The organism is Jatrophihabitans sp. YIM 134969, from assembly GCF_054456675.1.
This window is the reverse complement of the sequence record NZ_JBTJEQ010000028.1, coordinates 15,786-33,482: the sequence shown is the minus strand read 5'-3', so window position 1 is coordinate 33,482 and position 17,697 is coordinate 15,786. Positions and strand designations below refer to the sequence as shown.

General features: G+C 72.3%; 17 protein-coding genes, 1 tRNA gene and 1 other RNA gene. 7 read left to right on the top strand and 12 right to left on the bottom strand.

From position 1 onward, the window contains the following. Positions 1–10 precede the first annotated feature (10 nt). Positions 11–976 carry an ABC transporter ATP-binding protein gene (locus ACXR2U_RS15175; RefSeq protein WP_458825895.1) on the top strand — a complete coding sequence of 322 codons (966 nt, stop codon included), beginning with the start codon at positions 11–13 and terminating at the stop codon, positions 974–976. After that, a complete protein-coding gene (locus ACXR2U_RS15170; RefSeq protein ID WP_458825894.1) occupies positions 973–1,770 on the top strand; it encodes an ABC transporter permease in 798 nt (265 codons plus the stop codon). Before ACXR2U_RS15175 ends, ACXR2U_RS15170 begins: the two co-directional genes overlap by 4 nt. Before the next feature lie 135 nt (positions 1,771–1,905). On the opposite strand, the gene ACXR2U_RS15165 is transcribed toward ACXR2U_RS15170, so the two are convergent. From ACXR2U_RS15165 to rnpB, 3 genes are all read right to left on the bottom strand, one after another. Continuing rightward, positions 1,906–2,712, bottom strand: coding sequence for a hypothetical protein (locus tag ACXR2U_RS15165; protein ID WP_458825893.1), 807 nt, complete (start codon positions 2,710–2,712; stop codon positions 1,906–1,908). A 132-nt stretch (positions 2,713–2,844) separates the two neighbouring features. Next, the gene (locus tag ACXR2U_RS15160) at positions 2,845–3,027 is read right to left on the bottom strand and encodes a hypothetical protein (protein ID WP_458825892.1); all 183 of its coding nucleotides are present in this window, start codon (positions 3,025–3,027) and stop codon (positions 2,845–2,847) included. Positions 3,028–3,204: 177 nt separating this feature from the next. Next, positions 3,205–3,627, bottom strand: an RNA gene (gene rnpB / locus ACXR2U_RS15155) — RNase P RNA component class A. 97 nt (positions 3,628–3,724) lie between these two features. Here rnpB and ACXR2U_RS15150 point away from each other — a divergent pair. Then, entirely contained in the window at positions 3,725–4,501 is a 777-nt protein-coding gene (locus tag ACXR2U_RS15150) for a sulfite exporter TauE/SafE family protein (protein ID WP_458825891.1), read from the top strand. A 3-nt stretch (positions 4,502–4,504) separates the two neighbouring features. Beyond that, the gene (locus ACXR2U_RS15145; RefSeq protein ID WP_458825890.1) at positions 4,505–5,737 is read left to right on the top strand and encodes an SLC13 family permease; all 1,233 of its coding nucleotides are present in this window, start codon (positions 4,505–4,507) and stop codon (positions 5,735–5,737) included. A 69-nt stretch (positions 5,738–5,806) separates the two neighbouring features. On the opposite strand, the gene ACXR2U_RS15140 is transcribed toward ACXR2U_RS15145, so the two are convergent. The 4 genes from ACXR2U_RS15140 to ACXR2U_RS15125 all read right to left on the bottom strand — a co-directional run bounded on the left by ACXR2U_RS15140 (position 5,807) and on the right by ACXR2U_RS15125 (position 9,248). After that, the gene (locus ACXR2U_RS15140; protein ID WP_458825889.1) at positions 5,807–6,547 is read right to left on the bottom strand and encodes a zinc ribbon domain-containing protein; all 741 of its coding nucleotides are present in this window, start codon (positions 6,545–6,547) and stop codon (positions 5,807–5,809) included. A gap of 13 nt (positions 6,548–6,560) precedes the next feature. Then, on the bottom strand, positions 6,561–7,733 hold the full coding sequence (locus ACXR2U_RS15135; protein ID WP_458825888.1) for a Nif3-like dinuclear metal center hexameric protein: 1,173 nt from the start codon (positions 7,731–7,733) through the stop codon (positions 6,561–6,563). Between the two features lie 10 nt (positions 7,734–7,743). Next, positions 7,744–8,604 (bottom strand): hypothetical protein, encoded by an 861-nt coding sequence (locus ACXR2U_RS15130; protein WP_458825887.1) that lies wholly within the window; start codon positions 8,602–8,604, stop codon positions 7,744–7,746. A 572-nt stretch (positions 8,605–9,176) separates the two neighbouring features. Next, positions 9,177–9,248: transfer RNA gene (locus ACXR2U_RS15125), tRNA-Val, on the bottom strand. Between the two features lie 71 nt (positions 9,249–9,319). Between ACXR2U_RS15125 and ACXR2U_RS15120 the strand changes: the two genes are divergently transcribed. After that, the gene (locus ACXR2U_RS15120; RefSeq protein ID WP_458825886.1) at positions 9,320–10,225 is read left to right on the top strand and encodes an SURF1 family protein; all 906 of its coding nucleotides are present in this window, start codon (positions 9,320–9,322) and stop codon (positions 10,223–10,225) included. A 37-nt stretch (positions 10,226–10,262) separates the two neighbouring features. On the opposite strand, the gene ACXR2U_RS15115 is transcribed toward ACXR2U_RS15120, so the two are convergent. Both ACXR2U_RS15115 and ACXR2U_RS15110 read right to left on the bottom strand, forming a co-directional pair. After that, positions 10,263–10,757 (bottom strand): peroxiredoxin, encoded by a 495-nt coding sequence (locus ACXR2U_RS15115; protein ID WP_458825885.1) that lies wholly within the window; start codon positions 10,755–10,757, stop codon positions 10,263–10,265. Beyond that, positions 10,754–11,143: a DUF3052 domain-containing protein gene (locus ACXR2U_RS15110; protein ID WP_458825919.1), complete on the bottom strand. Its 390-nt coding sequence runs from the start codon at positions 11,141–11,143 to the stop codon at positions 10,754–10,756. Before ACXR2U_RS15110 ends, ACXR2U_RS15115 begins: the two co-directional genes overlap by 4 nt. A 192-nt stretch (positions 11,144–11,335) precedes the next feature. Here ACXR2U_RS15110 and aceE point away from each other — a divergent pair, with 192 nt between their 5' ends. Beyond that, on the top strand, positions 11,336–14,083 hold the full coding sequence (gene aceE, locus ACXR2U_RS15105; protein WP_458825884.1) for a pyruvate dehydrogenase (acetyl-transferring), homodimeric type: 2,748 nt from the start codon (positions 11,336–11,338) through the stop codon (positions 14,081–14,083). A 60-nt stretch (positions 14,084–14,143) separates the two neighbouring features. Here aceE and ACXR2U_RS15100 read toward each other — a convergent pair whose 3' ends face one another. From ACXR2U_RS15100 to ACXR2U_RS15090, 3 genes are read right to left on the bottom strand one after another with little or no spacing between them, the layout of a single operon-like run. Then, positions 14,144–15,139 carry an aldo/keto reductase gene (locus ACXR2U_RS15100; RefSeq protein ID WP_458825883.1) on the bottom strand — a complete coding sequence of 332 codons (996 nt, stop codon included), beginning with the start codon at positions 15,137–15,139 and terminating at the stop codon, positions 14,144–14,146. A 2-nt stretch (positions 15,140–15,141) separates the two neighbouring features. Next, entirely contained in the window at positions 15,142–15,555 is a 414-nt protein-coding gene (locus ACXR2U_RS15095; protein ID WP_458825882.1) for a MerR family transcriptional regulator, read from the bottom strand. 52 nt (positions 15,556–15,607) lie between these two features. Next, positions 15,608–16,648 carry a PHP domain-containing protein gene (locus tag ACXR2U_RS15090; protein ID WP_458825881.1) on the bottom strand — a complete coding sequence of 347 codons (1,041 nt, stop codon included), beginning with the start codon at positions 16,646–16,648 and terminating at the stop codon, positions 15,608–15,610. Between the two features lie 104 nt (positions 16,649–16,752). Here ACXR2U_RS15090 and ACXR2U_RS15085 point away from each other — a divergent pair, with 104 nt between their 5' ends. Continuing rightward, complete coding sequence (locus ACXR2U_RS15085) at positions 16,753–17,694, top strand: ACP S-malonyltransferase (protein WP_458825880.1); 942 nt, start codon at positions 16,753–16,755, stop codon at positions 17,692–17,694. The last annotated feature ends 3 nt before the right edge of the window (positions 17,695–17,697 follow it).

Genomic DNA, 17,697 nt, shown 5'->3' with positions numbered 1-17,697 from the left:
GGATGGGGCCGTGGGTTCCGCCGTCACCGTCACCGATCTGGTCAAGCGCTACAAGGGCCGGCCGACCAACGCCGTCGACGGCGTGAGCTTCGAGGTCGGCGAGCGGGAGATCTTCGGCCTGCTCGGACCGAACGGCGCGGGCAAGTCGACGACGATCGGCGTCCTCACCACCCGGGTCCTCGCCACCTCGGGGCACGCGACGGTCGCCGGTGTCGACGTCGTGGCCGACCCGGTGCGGGCGCGGGCCGGCCTCGCGGTGGTGCCGCAGCGACCCAACCTCGACCGCGAACTCACCGCCGAGCAGAACCTGCTCTTCCACGCGGCGTACCACGGGGTCGGACGCGCCGAACGCCAGGCGCGGGCGAGGGAGTTGCTCGAGCAGTTCGGTCTGGGCGACCGTGGCCGCGACAAGACCGACAAGTACTCCGGCGGCCAGGCGCAACGGTTGATGATCGCCCGGGCGCTCATGCACCGCCCGCAGGTGCTGTTCCTGGACGAACCGTCGACCGGTCTCGACCCGCAGGCCCGGCTGTTCGTGTGGGACCGCGTGCGGGACCTGCGCGACAGCGGCGTGACGGTGGTGCTGACCACGCACGACATGGACGAGGCGACGACGTTGTGCGACCGGGTCGGGATCGTCGACCACGGCAAGATCCTCGCGCTCGACACCCCCGCCGACCTCGTGCGCGCCCTGCCCGGCAGCGGGACGGTCGAACTCGGGGTGCGAGGGGCGGGCGACGACCGACGCCTGGTGCAACAGTTCGGCGAGCTGGCCGACGTCGAACGTGCCGAGGAACTCGGACGCACCGACGACGTCAGCCGCTACCGGCTGTACGTGCGCGGCGACCCGTCGACGCTCCTGGCGCCACTCGTCGGCGTGGTGCAGGCCGAGGGCCTGACGCTCGCCGACGTCGGGCTCGGCGAGCTGACGCTCGAGGACGTGTTCATCTCCATGACCGGGAGGGGCCTGCGGTGACCGTCGTGCCGGAGACGGCGATCCCCTCGCCGTACCGCGTGTTCTGGGCGGTGCTGCAACGCGACCTGTACGTCACGGGACGCGACCTGTGGATCTTCCTCGCCCAGGTGCTGCTGCAGCCGTTGTTCCTGCTGTTCGTCTTCGGCAAGGTGCTGGCGTCGATCGGCGCGACACAGAACGGGTACGGCGATCTGCTGTTCCCGGGGATCGTCGCGCTGACCGCGGTCTTGACCGCCCTGCAGGCGACGGCGCTACCGCTGGTGCTGGACTTCTCCTTCAGCCGGGAGATCGAGGACCGACTGCTCGCCCCGATGCCGGTGATGTGGGTCGGCGTCGAGAAGATCGTCTACGCGGTCTTCCGCGCCCTGGTCGCGACCGCGGTCATCTTCCCGCTCGGTCGCTGGATCATCGGTCCGCTGCCGGTGCACGCCGACGGCATCGTGCTGCTGCTCGTGACGATCCTGCTGGGCTCGGTGCTCGGCTCCGCGCTGGGCATGACGCTCGGGACGTTCGTCCCCGTCAACCGCCTCAACATCCTCTTCGCGCTGGTCGTCACACCGTTGATCTTCACCGGCTGCACGCAGTACCCGTGGCCGTTGCTCGCATCCCTGCGCTGGTTCCAGGTCCTCACGCTCGTCAACCCGCTCACGTACGTGAGCGAGTCCATGCGTGCCGCGTCGATCACCGACGTCCCGCACATGTCCGTGTGGGTCTGCGTGCCGGTCATGGTCGCCTGCACCGTGCTGTTCCTCGTCGTGGGGCTGATCGGCTTCCGGCGCCGCGCGCTGGACTGACGAGACGCAACACGGCGGTCGCCGGAGCGGCGACCGCCGTGATCGTGTCCGAGCCGACGCTGGAAACCGATGGCACCAGCGTCACGGGCTTGCTGGCCACGCGAGGGGACACACGCGTGGAACCCGGGGAGGCGGCTAGGTGACCGCGCGCTTCACGGCGTCGGTGGCCTCGTCGGCCAGCGTGACCGCAGCGGCGGCCACGGTCTCCGCAGTGTGGGCGAGCTTCTGCGCCAACGGGTTGCGGCGACGCTGACCGACCTTGCGGGCGGCGGTGGTCTTGGTCGCCGACGCCGTCTTCTTCGCGGCGGTGACCCGCTTCGCGGCGGTCTTCTTCGCCGCGGTCGCGGTCTTCTTCGCCGCCGTCGCGGTCTTCTTCGCGGCGGTGGCCGTGCTGGCGGCGGTCTTCTTCGCGGCCGTCGCGCGCTTCGCCGCGGTCTTCTTCGCCGCCGTGGCCTTCGTGGCCGCGGTCTTGCGCGCGGGCGTCGCCTTCTTGGCCGCGGTCTTCCTGGCCGTGGTGGACTTCGTGGCCGCGGTCTTGCGCGCCGGCGCCGCCTTCTTCGCGGCGGTCTTGCGCGCGGTGGTCTTCTTCGCCGCGGTGGTCTTCTTGGCGGCGGTGGTCTTCTTCGCGGCCGTGGTCTTCTTCGCGGCGGTGGTCTTCTTGGCCGCGGTCGTCTTGGCGGCGGTCTTGCGAGCCGGCGCCGCCTTCTTGGCGGCGGTGGTCTTCTTGGCGGCGGTGGTCTTCTTGGCGGCGGTGGTCTTCTTCGCCGCCGTGGTCTTCTTCGCCGCCGTGGTCTTCTTCGCTGCCGTCTTCCGGGCGGGAGCCGCCTTCTTCACCGCAGCCTTCTTGGCGGGCGCCGCCTTCTTGGCCGCCGTCTTGCGAGCGGCCGCCTTCTTGGCGGGCGCGGCCTTCTTGGCCGCGGTGCGCTTACGTGGTGCGGTCATGCGATGCCTCCTCGGGGCAACGAACACGCGAGATGTCGAAGACAAGTGGACGATGAGTGACTGACTTCGTCAACACGCCACGCCGCATGATCCACGTCCACACGGCGCCGCGCATCTCGGGAGCGACGACGCTCAGTCGTCCTCCGCGGCTTCCTTCTCGTACTTCTCCTCGCGGTCGGCGATGGTCTTGAGCGCGTGCGACGCTTCGCTCTCGGTCGCGAAAGGCCCGAGCCGATCAGGGGAATCGGTGTTCTCGTACAACTCCGGACGCTCGTGCTTCATGCACCACCACCACGTGCCGTCGAGGTCTGCCACGGTGCGCTCCCATCAGCCGACGCTCGTCACGGTGACGAGCAGGTTCGACTCTTCATACCCGCACCGCAGCACTGCGCCCCGCGTGCGTTGCACGGTGCACCTGTGACGGGCGCGGTCACCACGCGCTGCGCGTGACGCTCCCGGGCGTCCGCTCCCCACGTGAGGCGTGGGGAGCGACGGACGAGTCGACCTGTAAGCCGGGTCCTGTCCCCGCGGTCTCGCGACCGCGGGTGGCGGCCATCCATCTCGGCCTGCCGTCGCCGGCAGGCTCCAGCGGTCCACCCGCAGGCTCGGGCGGGCCGCCCTCGAACGCCTGCGCGGAACGGCTCACGCCGTTCCTTCTCGACCTTGCTCCGGGTGGGGTTTACCGAGCCATCCCGGTCACCCGGGATGCTGGTGGTCTCTTACACCACCGTTTCACCCTCACCGGCCCGGCGAACCGGACCGGCGGTCTGTTCTCTGTGGCACTGTCCCGCGGGTCACCCCGGGTTGCTGTTGGCAACCACCCTGCCCTGTGGAGCCCGGACTTTCCTCGGCGACCCCGGGAACCCGGTCCGAGGACCGCACTCCCGACGTCGACGCGACCGCCCGGTCGGCTCGTCCGCCGCGTGGCAGATCGTACGCAGGTCCTGGGGTCCGGGTCACCTCCCGACCGTGAGGCGGGTGGGTCCGCGCGACGAGGACCTACGCTGCCCCGGTGCCTTCCCTCGACCCCGGCGACGTCGCGGCTCTCGTCGGCGCCGGTCTCGCGGGTGGGTTCGTCAACGCCGTCGCCGGCGGCGGTTCGCTCATCGTGTTCCCCGTGATGGTCGCGTCGGGTCTCGGCACCGTGCCCGCCAACGTCACGAACTCGGTCGCGTTGTGGCCGGGCTACATCGGCAACGTCGCCTCGCTGCGTGACCAGATCGCCGAGCAGTGGCGCTCCGAACGGCGCCGCATCCTCGTGATGTGCGCTCTCGCCGTGCTGGGCAGCATCGGCGGTGCGGTGCTCCTGCTCGTCACCCCCGACTCGGCGTTCGACGCCGTCGTGCCGGTGCTCGTCATCGGGGCGACGCTGCTGCTGGGTTTCGGACCGCGTATCAAGGCGCGGCTCGGCCACGGGGTGACGCGTGACGGTGCGCTCGGTACGGCCGTGGTCCTGGCCAGTGCGTACGGCGGGTACTTCGGTGGCGGTCTCGGCGTCATCCTGCTGGCCGTGCTCGGGCTGACCTACGCCGGCGGCATCCGCGCGCAGAACGCGCTCAAGGCGCTGCTGCAGATCGTGGTGTCGACGGCGTCCCTGCTGGTGTTCGTCGTGGGCGGCCCGGTCGACTGGGCGGTCGTCGGCGTGGTCGCCCCGGCGGCGTTGGTCGGCGGCTACGCGGGCGGTCGCATGACCCGCATGATCTCCGAGACCTGGCTGCGCCGGGTCGTCGTCGTGTTCGGCCTCGCCGTCGGCATCTGGCTGGCGGTCCGCGCCGTGCGGAACGGCTGAACCGTGGCCGAGGTCGTCGGACTGCTGGTCCTCGTCGTGGTCCTGGCCGGGGCCATCCGGCGGCCGTTCGGTCTCAACGAGGCCGTGTTCGGTGTGCCCGCCGCACTGCTGGTGGTGCTGGTCGGGGTCGTCCCGCGCGACGACGCCCTCGACCGGATCGGCAGCCTCACCCCGACCGTCCTGTTCCTCGCGGGCATCCTGGCCTTCGGTCACCTCTGCGCCGAGGAGGGCGTGTTCGACTACCTCGGCGCGGTGACCGGCCGGGCCAGTGGCGGGCGGTCACGACGGCTGCTCCTGCTCACCGTGCTGCTCGCGGCCGCCGTCACCACGGTGCTGACGCTGGACGCCACCGTCGTCCTGCTCACCCCGGTCGTCCTGCGCACCGTGCAACGGTTGGGGGTACGAGGTCGGCCGCACCTCTACGCCTGCATCCACCTCGCGAACGCCGGGTCGTTGCTGCTGCCGGTCTCGAACCTCACCAACCTGCTGGCGTTCGACCGTTCCGGCCTGTCGTTCGGTCGGTTCACCGGCCTGATGCTGCTGCCGTTCCTCGCCGTGGTGCTCCTGGAATGGCTGGCGCTGCGCGTGTTCTTCCGCTCCGACCTGCCCGCCGGCGGCGACGCGGACGTCACGGTGCCGCCGGTCCCCCGCTACGCCCTCGGGGTGCTCGGCGTGACCGTCGTCGGCTTCGTCGTCACCTCGGCCGTCGACGTGCCACCGGCCTGGGCGGCGCTCGGCGGGGTGCTGCTGCTCGGCGTCCCCCGTCTCCTACGCCGCCGCACCACCGCGGTGAAGATCGTTGCAGAGGCCAACATCGGCTTCTGCTTGTTCGTCCTCACGCTCGGCGTGGTCGTCGACGCCGTCACCCGGCACGGACTCGGCCAGTGGCTCGGCGACTTCCTGCCGGACGCCTCGGGCGACCTCGCGACCCTGCTGCTGCTCGCCGCGGTCTCGGCCGTGCTCGCCAACCTCGTGAACAACATCCCGGCGACCCTGGTGATGGTCGGGCTCACCGCCGGCCACCCCGCCGCGGTCCTCGCGGTCCTGCTCGGCGTCAACATCGGGCCGAACCTCACCTACGTCGGGTCACTCGCGACCCTGCTGTGGCGGCGTCTGCTGCCCGACGACGAACGGCCGGGGGCGGTGCAGTTCCACCTGCTGGGCGTCCTGTCGGTGCCCGTGGTCCTGGTCGTCGCCACCACCCTGCTCTGGGTGTCGACGCTCGTCCTGCTCTAGACGTCCCGCTCCGGGCGTCCTGCTCCGAGCGTCGTGCTCCGGACCTCCTGCTCCGGGCCGCCCGAGCCGCTACAGCCCCGAACGTTCCGTCCGGATCAGGATGCGGCGGCAGTTCTCACAGCGGACGACGTCGTCGGGCGCGGCGTCACGGATCTTCGCCAGCTCGCTGCCGGCGAAGTCGATGCGGCAGCCCTCGCAACGGCGGTGGGCGACCTCGGCCGCGCCGACCCCGCCGTTGGACGCGGCGATCTTCTCGTAGAGCGCGAGCAGGTCCGCGGGCAACTTCGCCGCGACGCTGCCGCGGTCGGCGGTGCGGTGGGCGAGGTCGGCGTCGATGGTCGCGAACGCAGCGTCCCGCGACGTGGTCAACCGGCTCACCTCGTCGTCGATCTCACCGCGGTCACGGCGGGCGAGGCCGAGCTCCTCCTCGACCCCCTCGCGCTGCTCCATGAGCTCGAGCAGTTCGTCCTCGAGTCCGGACTGCCGGCGCCCGAGGGACTCGATCTCGTGCTGCAGCCGCTCCAGTTCCTTGCCGGGCATGCCGCCCGCCGTCAGCCGTTCGTTGTCACGCGTCGTGCGGGTGCGGACGGTGTCGACGTCCTGCTCCAGGCGGCGCTGGGCGTCGTCGAGCTCGTCGGCACGGACCTGCACCTCGGCGGCGCGGGTCTGCAGCAGACGCGCCCGTTCGGCACACCGGGCGAGCTGCGCGATCTCCGGCAGCGTCGCCCGGCGGTGCCGCAACTGCGCGATCGCGGTGTCGACGCTCTGCAGGTCGAGCAGCGTGAGCTGCGCGGCGGGATCGGCCTTCACGAACGGAGCTCTTTCACGTGCGGGCCTCCACGGCGGTCGGTGACGGGCGGTGCACCGTCCACGGGTCGGTGACGATCGTGCTGACGTGCACGTCGAGCCTGCCACCGAACCACACGCGCATCTGCTCCGCCAGCACCGGGAGCCACGGCCACTCGGTCGCCCAGTGTGCGGCGTCGACGAGCGCCATCGCCCCCGGGCCCACCTCGGTGGTCGCCTCGGAGGTCACGTGGTGCTTCAGGTCGGCGGTGAGGTACACGTCCGCGCCGGCCGCACGCGCGACGTCGATCTCCGACGCCCCGGAACCGCCGCACAGGGCAACGGTCTCCACGGCGCGGTCGGGGTCGCCCGCGCCGCGGACACCCCAGCTGGTCGCCGGCAGGGTCGAGGCGACCAGGTCCACGAAGCCCGCGAGCGTCGTCGGCGTGGGCAACCGGCCGACCCGACCCAGCCCACGGCGGCCCGGCTCGCCGACCTGCTCGACCACGGCGAAGGCGGGCTCCTCGTAGGGGTGCGCCGCGCGTAGGGCCCGCACGACCTCCGCTCGCACCGCACGCGGCACGGCCAGCTCCAGCCGCGTCTCCTCCACGGTCTCCTGCACGCCTACCGCACCGACAGCGGGAGCGGCGCCGGCCAGCGGACGGAAGGTGCCGAGACCGTCGGACCGGAAGCCCGCCCGGTCGTACCGGCCGAGCCGGCCGGCGCCGGCCGCGGTGAGCGCCTCGAACAGGGCGTCGGCGTCGGTCCGCGGCACGTACACCGTGAGCTGGTCCAGGACGGGGTCCGTTGCAGGAAGCAACGGTCGGGTGTCGCGCAACCCCAGGACGTCGGCGAGGGCCTGGTTGACGCCGTCGGGTGCGACATCGGCGTTGGTGTGCGCGTTGAACAGCGCGACACCCGCGCGGATCGCGTCGTGGACCACGTCGCCCTTGCCGCCGGTCCGGGCGACGCTCGTGACACCGGACAGCAGCAACGGGTGGTGCGTGACGACCAGTCCGGCGCCCCGCTCCACCGCCTCGACCACGACCGGTGCGACCGGGTCGACGGCCAGGACGACGGCGGACACCGGCGCCGCCGGGTCGCCCACCGCGAGACCGACCGAGTCCCACGACTCCGCCCACCGCGGCGGCAGGTGGGTCTCGAGCTCGGTGACGACCTCCCCGACCGTGAGGGGCGGGGTCGAGGTCACCCCGACGACGCTACCGGGACCGGCCCCAGAGCCAGAACAGTCCGACCGGGGTCCACGAGCACCGCAGCGGGAACCCCAGGCGGGTCACGGCCAGCGCCCCGTCGACCGCGCACGGGGTGAACGGGTTCGCGACCGGCACCGGCGGCGGGCCGGGCGGCGGCTTCGGCGGGTTCGCCGGCTTCGGCGGGGCCGGCTTCGGCGGGTCCGGGGGGTTCGGTGGCGGCTTCGGCCGGTTCGGGGTCGGGGTCGGCTCCGGCGTGCGCGGCGGCGCCGCCGGGGTCGCCTCCGAGCCGGGGGTCGGACGCGACGACGGCGAGCCGGCGGAGGCGGCACCCCCGCCGGGGGACGAGACACCGGGCGTCGACGCCGGCAGGCCCGCTTCGTCGTGGCCGGCGGCCGGAGGGTTCGCACCGGCGGTCGCGAGGTCCGCCTCGCCGACCCCGACCGCCCGAGCCGGGGCGGGCCGCACCGCAGCTACCGCGGCACGACGACCGGTGGAGGCGGCCGGTGCGGAGGTGGAGGGCGTGGCGCTCACCAGGGGCGCCGCGGCCTGGACGGTCGTCGCCGCGTCGGCGTCGGCGGGAACGGCACCGGGCAACGTCAGCACCACCACGGCGAGGACCACCACGGCGGTCCACGCGGCGGCACCGGCGGTGAGCCAACGACGTCCGTGCCCCGGACGCGACGCGCCGGCCCACACCATCGCGACGCCGAGCGGCGGCAGGAGCAGCAGCGACGGCGCGAGCCAGCGGCGACGGTGTCCGCTCAGCCACGACCGGACCAGCACGTGGGTGCGCCACCACCGCGACGTCGTGGGCGCCTCCGACAGCGCAGGGCGCTGCGCGGTCGGCAGCAGCCGGGAACCGGGCACGTGAACGGGTCTTCTCTCGGGGGTTCGTCCGTCGGGGTGGACGTGATCTTGTCGCCCCCCCGACGACCCGGTGCAAGCTGCTGGGCCCGACCTCGGTCACACGGCGGCCCGCCAGACTGGTACGAACGGTGCGGATCGGGCGTCGACGCCTCGCCCCCACCGGCGGATCCCCCGATCCGGCGGTGGGGCGAGGCGGACGCGCGTACGGCGCGAGGCGCCGTACCCCCGATGCGGGCGTCACCCCCGTGACCCCGCGGTGTCGACCTGTTCCCCCGAACCGGCCGACGGAAAGTAGTTACCCAGGAAGCGAGTTGCGTAACCGTCCGACTCGAAGAACTTTCCCCGACCCCGGACCTGCCCCGGACGTGCGACGGCGCCTCCGGTCGTCGGGGGCACGTCCGGAGGCGCCGCGTCGGAGTATCAACCAGAGGTGAAGCCCCTGCCAGTCGGCACGGGCGACCGGTCACGCGAGCCCCACACGAACCCGCCCAGGCGGGACGAACCGGCCCGCGGCCGGGCGCCCGGTGGCCACGGCCGGGCGCCACGGGCCCGCGGCCGGGACCTCGGTGCGGTGGGCGCTGACGGGTTCGAACCGCCGACCGCTCGGGTGTAAGCCGAGTGCTCTACCGCTGAGCTAAGCGCCCGCCCGCGACGGGTCGCGAACCGCGTCAGGCTACCGGCCGGTCCCCACGCGACCCGGCCGTATCGTGGGGGCGTGCGGCGACTCGTGCGAGACCTCGCGTCCTCGCGCTACGCGGCGCTCACGCTGCTCATGGTCGTCATCGCCGTGGTGTGCGTCGTGGCCGGGACGTGGCAGGTGTTCCGGTACGACGGCAAGCACCTGGCCAACGACGACCTGCGCGCGAACGCCCGCGACGCCCCGGCACCGGTCGCGTCGGTGCTGCCGCTCGTCGGCGCGGGCGCCGCCCCCGGGCAGGACGCGATCGAGTTCCGTCCCGTCACCGCGACGGGGGTCTACGACCTCGACGACCAACTGCTCGTCCGCCGGCAGCAGGTCGACGACCGCAACGGCTACTTCGTGCTCACGCCCCTGCGCACCACCGCCGGCCCGGTGCTGCTGGTCGTACGTGGTTTCGTCGCCGACACCACCCTCGACCGGGCCCCCACCGACGTCCCCACCCCGCCCGCCGGCACGGTCACGGTCACGGCCCGCACGCAGGCGAGCGACACCGGCGACGACAAGTTCCGCGCCCTGGGCAACGGTCAGGTCGACCTGGTCAACGCGACGTCGGCCGCGGACCGCCTCGGCACCGACGTCTACGCGGGCTACGCCGAACTCGAGGGCGGGCAGGCGGGGACGGCCGGGTTGACCGCCATCCCCGCGCCCGACCTGTCGAACCCCGCGGGCGGCGCGTTCGAGCTGCAGCACCTGGCCTACATCGTGCAGTGGTACCTGTTCGCGGGCCTCGCGCTCGCGGCCCCGGTCGTCATGGTCCGGACCGACCGCAAGCGCGCCGCGGACGACGCCGCCGCACGCGAGCAGGAGGCCGAACGCAACCGGGCGCAGCGCAAGCCCGGCGCCGACCTGTTGCCGGTCAACCCGAGCCGGCCCCGCGCACCGAGCGCCGAGGAGCGGTTGGCCGAGCGTTACGGGCGGTGACCGCAGCCGACCGGTCCCCGGGATGGGACGCGACGGCTCAGGCCAGCGCGTCGACGGCGTCGAGCCAGGCGCGCGGGTCGCGGGAGTGCCCGGCGCCGTAGCGCTCGACGAACCGGATGACGCCGTCGCGGTCGACGAGGAACGTGCCGCGCGTGGCGATACCGGCGGTGTCGTCGAAGCAGCCGTACGCGCTCGCCACCGCACCGTGCGGCCAGAAGTCGGCGAGCAGCGGGAACTCGAACCCGTACTGGTCGGCGAAGACCCGGTGGGTGGGCACCGAGTCGACGCTCACGGTGACGACCTGGACGGCGGGGGTGCTGAAGGCGTCGATCGCGACCTGGATGCCGGTGAGTTCGCCCGAGCAGATCCCGGTGAACGCCAACGGGTAGAAGACGACCAGGACGGCCTTCTCGCCGCGGTACTCCGACAGCGTGACGATCTCGTTGTTCTGGTCGCGCAGGGAGAAGTCCGGCGCGAGGTCCCCGACGTTCGGGCCGACCACCGCGGCGGTGTCGGCCGGTGCGGCCGTCACCGCCCGCCCTTGCCCGCCCGGGCGCGACTCGCGAGCTTCGCGGCCGACCAGTCCGAGCCGACCATGGCGTTCGAGGTCTGGGTCAGGCCGGCGATGGGGGCGGCCTCGGAGATGTCCGAGGGCTCGACGTACCCGGCCTGGCCGCGCCGCGGCGTCAGCAGCCAGATGAAGCCTTCGTCGGCGAGAGGGGCGATCGCGTCGACGAGATCGTCGACCAGGTCGCCGTCGCCCTCACGGAACCAGAGCAGGACGACGTCGACGACCTCGTCGGAGTCCTCGTCGAGCAGTTCCTCGCCGATGACGTCCTCGACGTCGTCACGGAACTCGTGGTCGACGTCCTCGTCGTAACCCAGTTCCTGCACGATCGTGCCGGGCTTGAAGCCCATGCGCGCGGCGGCACCCGTCGGCGTCGTCACGGAACAGCCTCACTCCTCGTACCCGGGCGCGTCCGACCGGGGCGGTCGCGTCGTCGGGTAGTCCACCACATCCACCTCCCGGGGCCAACCGGTGGCAGGGCACGACACGGGTGCACAGGTGCTCGTTGTCACAGCGCGCGGACGATGGAGGACACTGGTGGAGTGACGCGCGACCGCTTCTCGATCATCACCGACGGCCTTCCCACCCAGCTCCCGGACATCGATCCGGAGGAGACGCGGGAGTGGCTCGAGTCGTTCGACGCCGCGCTCGACGCGGACGGCCGGACCCGGGCCCGGTTCCTCATGCTCAAGCTGCTCGAGCGGGCCCGTGAACGGCAGGTCGGCGTCCCGGCGCTGCGCAGCACCGACTACATCAACACCATCCCGCCCGAGCGCGAACCGTGGTTCCCCGGTGACGAGGACATCGAGCGCCGCATCCGCGCCTACATCCGGTGGAACGCGGCCGTCATGGTCTCGCGGGCCAACAAGATGGTCGGCGTCGGCGGCCACATCGCGACGTACGCCTCGGCGGCCTCGCTCTACGAGGTGGGCTTCAACCACTTCTTCCAGGGCAAGGACCTCGCCAGCGGCATGGGCGACCAGGTCTACTTCCAGGGCCACGCCGCGCCGGGCATCTACGCCCGCGCCTTCCTCGAGGGCCGGCTCACCGAGACCCAACTCGACGGCTTCCGCCAGGAGAAGTCCAAGGCGCCGAACGGGTTGTCGTCCTACCCGCACCCGCGGCTCATGCCGGAGTTCTGGGAGTTCCCGACCGTGTCGATGGGCCTGGGCCCGATCAGCGCGATCTACCAGGCCCGCTTCAACCGCTACCTCGACGCCCGCGGCATCGCCGACACGAAGAACTCGCACGTGTGGGCGTTCCTCGGCGACGGCGAGATGGACGAGGTCGAATCGCTCGGTGCCATCGGGGTCGCGGCCCGCGAGGAGCTCGACAACCTCACGTTCGTCGTCAACTGCAACCTGCAACGGTTGGACGGTCCGGTCCGCGGCAACGGCAAGATCATCCAGGAGCTGGAGAGCTACTTCCGCGGCGCCGGCTGGAACGTCATCAAGGTCGTGTGGGGCCGCGACTGGGACCCGCTGCTCGCGGCCGACGGCAGCGGCGTGCTGGTCAACCAGATGAACAACACCCCGGACGGTCAGTTCCAGACCTACACGGTGGAGTCCGGCGCGTACATCCGCGACCACTTCTTCGGCGGCGACCCGCGGCTGCGCAAGATGGTCGAGGGCATGAGCGACGACGAGCTGCGCAAGCTCTCGCGCGGCGGCCACGACTACCGGAAGGTCTACGCGGCGTTCCAGGCCGCGCGCACCCACACCGGGCAGCCGACCGTCATCCTCGCCAAGACCATCAAGGGCTGGACGCTGGAGAGCTTCGAGGGCCGCAACGCGACCCACCAGATGAAGAAGCTCACCGTGGCGGACCTGAAGGCCTTCCGCGACCGGCTCTACATCCCGCTCACCGACGCCCAGCTCGAGGCCGACCTCGCGCCGTACTACCACCCGGGCGAGAAGAGCGACGAGATCGCGTACATGAAGGAACGCCGGGCGGCACTGGGCGGCTACCTGCCCAAGCGCGTCGTGCGCGCGAAGCCGTTGCCGAGCCCGGCCGACAAGCTGTTCGAGGAACTGCGGCAGGGCTCGGGCAAGCAGCAGGTCGCCACCACCATGGCGACGGTCCGGCTGTTCAAGGACCTCATCAAGGACAAGGAGATCGGCAAGCGCTTCGTGCCGATCATCCCCGACGAAGCGCGCACGTTCGGTCTGGACTCGATCTTCCCGACGGCCAAGATCTACAGCCCGCACGGGCAGGAGTACGACGCCGTCGACCGCGAGTTGTTGCTGTCGTACAAGGAGTCCAAGACCGGGCAGATCCTGCACGAGGGCATCAGCGAGGCGGGTTCGGTGGCCTCGCTGATCGCGGCCAGCACCGCGTACTCCACGCACGGCGAGCCGATGATCCCGTTCTACATCTTCTACTCGATGTTCGGGTTCCAGCGCACCGGCGACCAGTTCTGGCAGATGGCGGACCAGCTCGGCCGGGGGTTCGTCCTCGGCGCCACCGCGGGCCGCACCACGCTGACCGGCGAGGGCCTCCAGCACGCCGACGGCCACTCGTTGCTGCTGGCCTCGGCCAACCCCGCGGTCGTCGCCTACGACCCGGCGTTCTCGTTCGAGATCGCGCACATCGTGAAGGACGGCCTGCGCCGGATGTACGGCGTCGGGTCAGACGGCCAGCTCGGTGAGGACGTCTTCTACTACCTCACGATCTACAACGAGCCGATGAACCAGCCGAAGGAGCCGGAGAACCTCGATGTCGAGGGACTGCTGAAGGGTCTCTACCTGTACTCCCCCGGCATGCAGCACGAGGGCCGTCCGCGCGCCCAGTTGCTCACCTCGGGCGTCGGGATGGGCTGGGCGCTCGAGGCCCAGCGGCTGCTCGGCGAGGACTGGGGCGTCGACGCCGACGTGTGGTCCGCGACCTCGTGGAACGAGCTGCGCCGCGAGGCCGTCGAGTGCGAGCAGGCCAACCTGCTGAACCCGGCCGACCCGCCGCAGGTGCCGTACGTGACCCAGGCGCTCGAGGGTGTGAGCGGTCCGGTCGTGGCGGTGTCGGACTGGATGCGTGCGGTCCCCGACCAGATCTCGCGGTGGGTACCGGCCGACTACACCTCGCTCGGCACCGACGGGTTCGGCTTCGCCGACACCCGCGGGGCGGCCCGCCGGTTCTTCCACGTCGACGCGCCGTCGATCGTGGTCGCCGTGCTGGAGCAGTTGGCGAAGCGCGGCGAGGTCAAGGCCGAGGCGCCGGTCGAGGCCATCGCGAAGTACGACCTGCTCGACGTCGCCGCCGCCGGCACCGGCAACCAGGCGGGCGGCGACGCCTGATCCACCCGCTCCTCCCGGACCTCGGCGTCGTGGTGACGCCGGGTCCGGGAGGATCGCGGACTACCTCGCCGACGCCGGCGCCATGGCGGTCGGGTAGCGCTCGCCCCGGACGCGGTCGGCGAGGTCGGCGAGGGCGGTGAGCGCCTCGTCGTCGAGGCGGACGTCGACCGCAGCGGTGTTCTGCTCCAGCCAGCGGCGGCGCTTGGTGCCGGGGATCGCGACGCTGCCCGCCACCCCCAGCCGCCCGGTCTGGGCCGCGACCCAGGCCAACGCCACCTGCGCCGGTTCCACCCCGAGTCGGGCCGCCTGCTCCTTCACCACGGCCGCCAGGGCGAGGTTGGCCCGGCCCGCCTCGCCGGCGAAGCGCGGGTTGGCGGCACGGAAGTCGCCGTCGGTGAGGTCCGCCGGGTCGACGGTCGCGGTGAGGAAGCCGCGCCCGAGCGGGCTGTAGGGCACCAACCCGATGCCGAGCTCGGCGAGCGTGGGGGTGACGGCCTCGACGCCGCGCTCCCACAAGGAGTACTCGCTCTGGACGGCGGTCACGGGGTGCACGGCGTGGGCGCGGCGCAGCCGGTCCGCCGAGATCTCGGAGAACCCGATCGCGCGCACCTTGCCCTCGGTGACCAGTTCGGCCATGGCGCCCGCGGTCTCCTCGATCTCCACGTCCTGCGGCGGGCGGTGGGCGTAGTACAGGTCGACGTGGTCGACGCCCAGACGCAGCAGCGACGCGTCGATCGCGCGTCGCACGTAGGCCCGCGAGCCGCGGATGCGGCGGGCGTCGTCACCGCCGCTGCGGTCGATGCCGAACTTGGTGGCCAGCTGGACCTCGTCGCGCCGCCCGGCGATCGCGCGTCCGACCAGCACCTCGTTGTGTCCCGAGCCGTAGACGTCGGCCGTGTCGAGGAACGTGACCCCGAGCTCGAAGGCCCGGTGGATCGTCGCGATCGACTCGTCCCAGTCGGTCGGGCCGTAGTACTCGCTCATGCCCATGCAGCCCAGGCCCTGGGCCGAGACCTCGAGACCGGCAGCGCCGCTCCCCAGCGTGGTGCGTTCCATCGTCATGCTCCTTCGCCCGGTCCGCGCACGGTCCGGCGGTAGTTGTCGATCTTGAAGTCCAGCAGCTCGAGACAGGCCTGCTGGGCGGCGATCTGCTCCCTGACCTGCTCGCGGTGGGCGACCAGCAGCTCGAGCCGCTCGGCGTACCCCGCCCCGCTGCGCACCAGTTCCGCGTACTCGCGCATCTGCGCCACCGGCATGCCGGTCTCTCGCAGCTTGGTGAGCAAGCGCAGCCACTCGACGTCCGTGGCGCTGAAGCGGCGTCGGCCGTCCGAACCCCGCGCGACCCGGTCGAGCAGCCCGATGCGCTCGTACCAGCGCAGCGTGTGGTCGGTGAGGCCGACCAGCTCGGAGACCTCCCGGATCGAGAGGTGGGGTGGGGGCTCGGGACTGACGGCCGTCGCGGGTGCGGTCACGTCTCCACGCTAGGAGTTGGAGCGCACTCGAACGCAAGGCGCCCGTGACGCGTCAGCCCGGGCGGTGCCAGTGGTCGGCGGTCCAGGCCAGCAGGTCGTCGGCCGACCAGGTGTCGACGACCCGCTCCGCCGGCACCTCGCACTCGGCGGCGCGGGCCGCGCCGTACGCCTGCCAGCCGAGCTGGCCGGGCGCGTGGGCGTCGGTGTCGATGCTGAACAGGCACCCGGCGGCCACGGCGTCGCGCAGGATCCGGCGGGGCGGATCGAGGCGCTCCGGTCTCGAGTTCACCTCGACGGCCACACCGAACCGCTCGCACGCGGCCAGCACGACCTCGTGGTCGAAGGTCGACTCCGGACGCGTGCGGGTGCCCGCGACCATCCGCCCGGTCATGTGGCCGAGGACGTCGGTGTGCGGGTTGGCCACCGCCGCCACCATGCGCGGGGTCATCTCCTCCGACGGGCTGCGCAGGAGACTGTGCACGGACGCGACGACGACGTCGAGACGGTCGAGCAGGTCGTCGTCCTGGTCCAGCGAACCGTCCTCGAGGATGTCGACCTCGATGCCGGTGAGCAGCCGGAACGGCGCGAGGGTCTCGTTGACCTCGGCCACGACGTCCAACTGCTCGAGCAGCCGCTCACGGGTGAGGCCGTTCGCCACCTTCAACCGCGGCGAGTGGTCGGTCAGGACCATGTACTCGTGGCCGAGGGCCTTGCCGGCACGGGCCATCTCGAGGATCGGCGACCCACCGTCGGACCAGTCGGAGTGGGTGTGGAGGTCGCCACGCAGCGCGTCGAGCAGAGCGCGGCCGGGGCCGGGGTCGGGGTCCTCGGAGGACTTCTCGAGCTTGGCCAGGTAGTCGGGGAGCCTGCCGGCGACCGACTCGGTGACCACCGCGGCGGTGGTCTTGCCGATGCCGGCGAGTTCCTGCAACGTGCCGGCCGCGACCCGGGCCGCCACCTCACCCGCGGGCAGGCCCGCGATCGTGGTCGCGGCCGAGCGGAACGCCCGCACCCGGTACGTGGGCTGGGCGTCGCGTTCGAGCAGGAACGCGATGCGGTCGAGGTCGTCGACCGGGTCGCGGGGGTCGGGCACGGCCCGAACCTACCCAGCCGTCGGCGGCACCGACCTGCTCGTCCCTACTCGTCGGTAGCGGGGCGTGGTTGGGTGCGCCCCGGTCGGTGTAGGAGACTGGCGGGGTGATCGCGATCGTCGCCCCGGGTCAGGGCGCCCAGTCCCCCGGCATGCTCGCGCCGTGGCTGGAGCTCCCGGGCATGCGCGAACGGGTCGAGCACGCCGCCGACCTCGTCGGCCTCGACCTGGTCCGGCTCGGTACCGAGGGCAGCGCCGAGGAGATCACCGACACCGCCGTCACGCAGCCGCTGCTGGCCGTCTCGGCCCTGCTCACCGCCCGCGCGCTCGGTCTGCTCGACGGCCGCCCGGAGGGTGACACCGAGGTGGTGGTCGCGGGCCACTCCGTCGGCGAACTGCCCGCCGCCGCCGTCGCCGGTGCGCTGACCAGCGACGACGCCGTGCGCTTCGCCGCCCGCCGCGGCGCGGCGATGGCCGCCGCGTGCGCGCTCGCCCCCAGCACCATGGCCGCCGTGCTCGGAGGCGACCCCGAGGACACCGTCGCCGCCATCGAGAAGGCAGGCGCGGTGGCCGCCAACCGCAACGGCGCCGGCCAGATCGTCGCGGCCGGGTCGAAGGAGTCCATCGAGGCCCTGGTCGCGGATCCGCCCGCTGGCGCCCGGGTGCGCCCGCTGGCGGTCGCCGGCGCGTTCCACACCGAGTACATGACGCCCGCCGCGACCCAGCTGCGGACGTGGGTCGACACCGGCGAACTCGTGGTCACGGACCCGCGCCGACCGATGCTCTCCAACCTCGACGGCGAGACGGTTGCAGACGGCAACGATCTGCTCCGCCGGCTCGTCACGCAGGTCGACCACCCCGTGCGCTGGGACCTCTGCATGGAGGCCATGGCTGCGCGAGGCGTCACGACGTTGATCGAACTCGCGCCCGGCGGCACCCTCACCGGTATCGCCAAGCGCGCCATGAAGGGCGTCGAACTCGTGCCCGTCAAGTCGCCGGCCGATCTGGACGCCGCGCGTGCCGCCCTCACCTCGGGGAGTTCCTCGTGACCG

Excerpts from the sequence above, each read along its gene's own strand:
- ACXR2U_RS15110 (WP_458825919.1), bottom strand. The coding sequence starts at position 11,143 with ATGGGCTTCAAGCCCGGCACGATCGTGCAGGAACTGGGTTACGACGAG.
- ACXR2U_RS15165 (WP_458825893.1), bottom strand. The coding sequence starts at position 2,712 with ATGACCGCACCACGTAAGCGCACCGCGGCCAAGAAGGCCGCGCCCGCC.
- ACXR2U_RS15100 (WP_458825883.1), bottom strand. The coding sequence starts at position 15,139 with ATGGAACGCACCACGCTGGGGAGCGGCGCTGCCGGTCTCGAGGTCTCG.